This is a genomic window from Rhodoplanes roseus (genome assembly GCF_003258865.1).
GTDB classification, from domain to species: Bacteria; Pseudomonadota; Alphaproteobacteria; order Rhizobiales; family Xanthobacteraceae; genus Rhodoplanes; species Rhodoplanes roseus.
On the sequence record NZ_NPEX01000444.1, the window covers coordinates 1 to 3,306 of the forward strand.

The following is a 3,306-nucleotide window of genomic DNA, read 5'->3' on the forward strand; positions in this document are numbered from 1 at the left end:
ACCCGGAATCCAGCCACGAATTCGGAACCCGGCGCTGGATTCCGGGCTCGCGGGCTCACGCCCGCGCCCCGGAATGACCATCGAACGAGGGGCGAGGCGGTCGGGCATCGCCGTCACCATCGGTAGCGCACCGAGCCGACCACGGTGCGCGGGCTGATCCACTGGCAGCCGCCCGTGGTGGTGCACAGCGTCTGCTCGCGGTCGAACAGGTTGGTCACGTTGAGCGCGAAGCGGGCGCCCTTCCAGTCGTAGGACAGCGCCGCATCGACCACGGTCTGCGCGTCGTTACGGATGGTGTTGGTGTAGTCGGCCCAGGTCGGGCCGATGTAGCGGACGCCGCCGCCGAAGCCGAACCCGGCCAGCGCGCCGGACTGGATCGTGTACTTGGCCCATGCCGAGGCCTGCTGCTCCGGAATCAGCACCGGGACGTTGCCGACCTCGCCGGTCTTGTTGCTCTGCGTCACCTGGACGTCCTGGATGGAGCCCGAGACGATCAGGTCGAGCCCGGCGAGCGGCGTCGTCGTAGCCTGGAACTCGAGACCGCGTGACGACACCTCGCCGGTCTGCACATTGAAGGTCATGTGTGCCGGATCGGTGGTCAGCACGTTCTGCTGGACGATGTCGAAGGCCGCGAACGTCACCAAAGTCTGGCTGCCCGGCGGCTGCCACTTGACGCCGATCTCGTACTGCCGGCCCGTGGTCGGCTTGTACGGCGCGCCGTAATAGTCGGTGCCGGTGGTGGGCAGGAACGAGGTCGCATAGCTCGCATAAGGCGCGACGCCGTTGTCGAACAGATAGGTGAGCCCGACCCGCTTGGTGGTCGCGGTGTCGTTGGTGACGGTCTCGACATTGGTGACGCGGTTGGTGTTGTCGAGCTCGGCACGGTCGTGGCGCACGCCGAGGGTGAGCAGCCACTTGTCGAGCTTGACCTGGTCCTGCGCGTAGATGCCGGCTTGGTTGAGCTTCTGATCGGTGCTGGTCTGGACGATCGTCGCGGGCGCGATCGCGATCCCGTAGACCGGGTTGATCACGTTCAGCGAATACGTTCCCGGACTGCGGCTGTACACCGTGTCGAGGCCCAGATTCTGGTAGTCGAAGCCGACCAGCACGGCGTGCGAGAGCGGGCCGGTGAGAAACTTGAGGTGGGCCTGATTGTCGAGCGTGAAGGCATCGGCCTTGTCCTTGGACTCGTAGGCGATCCGGCTCAGCGACGTGGCATTGTTGTAGAGCGCCCCGGTGAGATACCGATAGTCCAGCGACAGCGACGTGTAGGCCATGTTCTGCTTGACCGTCAGCACGTCGTTGAAGCGGTGCTCGAACAGCGAGGCGACGCGATACTGCTCCTGATCGAACACGTTCCAGTTCGGATCGCCGAGATAGAGCGGCAGCGCCCTGATGCCGACGACGACGTTACCGGCCCCCAGCTTGGCGTTCGACACCGGGAAGGCGTTGCCGGTCTTGTCGTGCATGTACTCGGTGAGGATCGTCCACTTGGTGTCGGCGTTCGGCTGCCAGGTGAAGGCCGGGGCGACGTAGAGGCGATCGTCCGGCACCCATTGCGAGAAGTGCCGGATCGCATTGTCGCTGTCGCGGGCGAGGCCGGTCAGGCGGAACTGGTACTTGCCCTCCTTGTCGGCCGCCCCGCCGACGTCGAACGCGCCCTGGAAGCGATCGAAGTTCCCGAACGTGCCGACGATCTCGGCGAACGACACCGGGGTCGGCCGCTTGCTGATCTTGTCGATCACGCCGCCCGGCCCGGTCTGGCCGTAGAGCACCGAGCCGGGGCCGCGCATCACGTCGATGCGCTCCAGCCCGTAGGGATCGACCCGCAACACCGTGAAATTGCCGGTGTCGAACTCGCGCATGCCGTCGCGATAGCCGCCCGAGCCCAGGGTGCTGAAGCCGCGGATGTAGACCGTGTCGTAGCGCGGATCCCGGCCGCCCGCCGAGGTGGTGACGCCGGGCGTGTACTGCAGCGCCTCGGTGACGGTCTGCACGGCGCGGTCGCGCATCTGGTCGCGGGTGACGACCGACACCGACTGCGGCACCTCGATGATCGGCGTGTCGGACTTCGAGCCGGCGGCGCTGCGGGTCGCGACGTAGCCGTCGACCGGTCCCCAGGCGTTTTCCGTGGTGGCGCCGACGCCGGTCACCTGGATCTCGTCGAGCTGGATGCCGCTCTGCGCGTTCGCCTGCATGGCGGCGGAGCGCGGATCGTAGATCGTGACGGTCGTGTCGTTGGCCCAGCGCCAGACCAGGCCGGTTCCGTTCAGGAGCCGCTCCAGCGCCGTGTCGGGGCGCAGCGCGCCGGCGACACCCGGGCTCGCCTTGCCGGTGGCGATCTCGGGCGCGTAGCTCACCTGCAGCCCGCTCTGCCGGCCGAAGGCGACCAGCGCGGCGGCGAGCGAGCCGGCCGGCACCGCGAAGGAGGTCGAGGTCGCCTCGGCCTGGGCCCGGGCTTCTCCGGCGCCCGCCAGCGGCGCGACGGCCAGCCCGGCCGCGACGGCGACCTGCACGATCCTGCTTCGACGCTGACTCATTCCCCTGCCCCGATCGCTCGACACGCCTGCGGCGCCCCCGCACCGCAGCCCCATTCAGGTAGGACGCGCGAGCGCCGCCGGTTTTCATCACCGGAGCATCGATTGGAGCATTTCAAATCTTGGACAGGACCGTGAGCCAGGGCGACAGGTCGCGCACATGGCCGTCGAACGGCGCCACCACGGCCTCCAGGGCGCGACGCGGGTCGCGCAGGTCGAAGATGCCGCTGACCCGCCGGTCGCCGAACCCGGGCGCCACCACGACACGGCCCGGATGCCAGCGGGCGATGCGGGCGACGACCACGGCGATCGGCTCGCGTTCCGCCACCACGACATTGTCGCGCCACGCGGCCCGCAGGCCGGCGTCGCGCGAGCCGCTGGCGGTCGATCGCGCGCTCTCGTCGAAGGCGAGCCAGTCGCCCGGCTCCAGCGTCGTCTCGAACGGGCCGGTGCCGCGGTCGAGCCGCACCGCGATGCGTCCGGTGTCGGCTGCGGCGGTCAGCCAGCTCGCATCGTGCGACACCTCGAAGGCGGTGCCGAGGGCGACCACCGTCAGCGGCCCGCACACCGCGCGGAACGGGGCCCCGGCCTGCGGGGCGACGTCGACATAGACCATGCCGGCCAGGAGATCGACGGTGCGCGCGCCCGGCGTAAAAGCGAGCCGCAGCGCGCTGTCGGGCCCGAGCGTCGCGGCGCTGCCGTCGGGCAGCGGGACGCGCCGCACCTCGCCCGTGCCGGTGATCACGTCGGCCCGTGCCCGCAGCGTCAG

2 protein-coding genes are annotated in these 3,306 nt (G+C 69.4%); both read right to left on the bottom strand.

The features are described 5' to 3' along the window. Positions 1-113: 113 nt before the first annotated feature. Positions 114-2,540, bottom strand: a complete 2,427-nt coding sequence (locus CH341_RS29800; RefSeq protein WP_245431317.1) for a TonB-dependent siderophore receptor — start codon at positions 2,538-2,540, stop codon at positions 114-116. A 112-nt stretch (positions 2,541-2,652) separates the two neighbouring features. Further along, on the bottom strand, positions 2,653-3,306 hold a 654-nt coding region (locus CH341_RS29805), incomplete at its 5' end, for a FecR family protein (RefSeq protein WP_111423029.1).

Coding starts and splice junctions, on each gene's coding strand:
- CH341_RS29800 (WP_245431317.1), bottom strand. CDS start 2,540: ATGAGTCAGCGTCGAAGCAGGATCGTGCAGGTCGCCGTCGCGGCCGGG.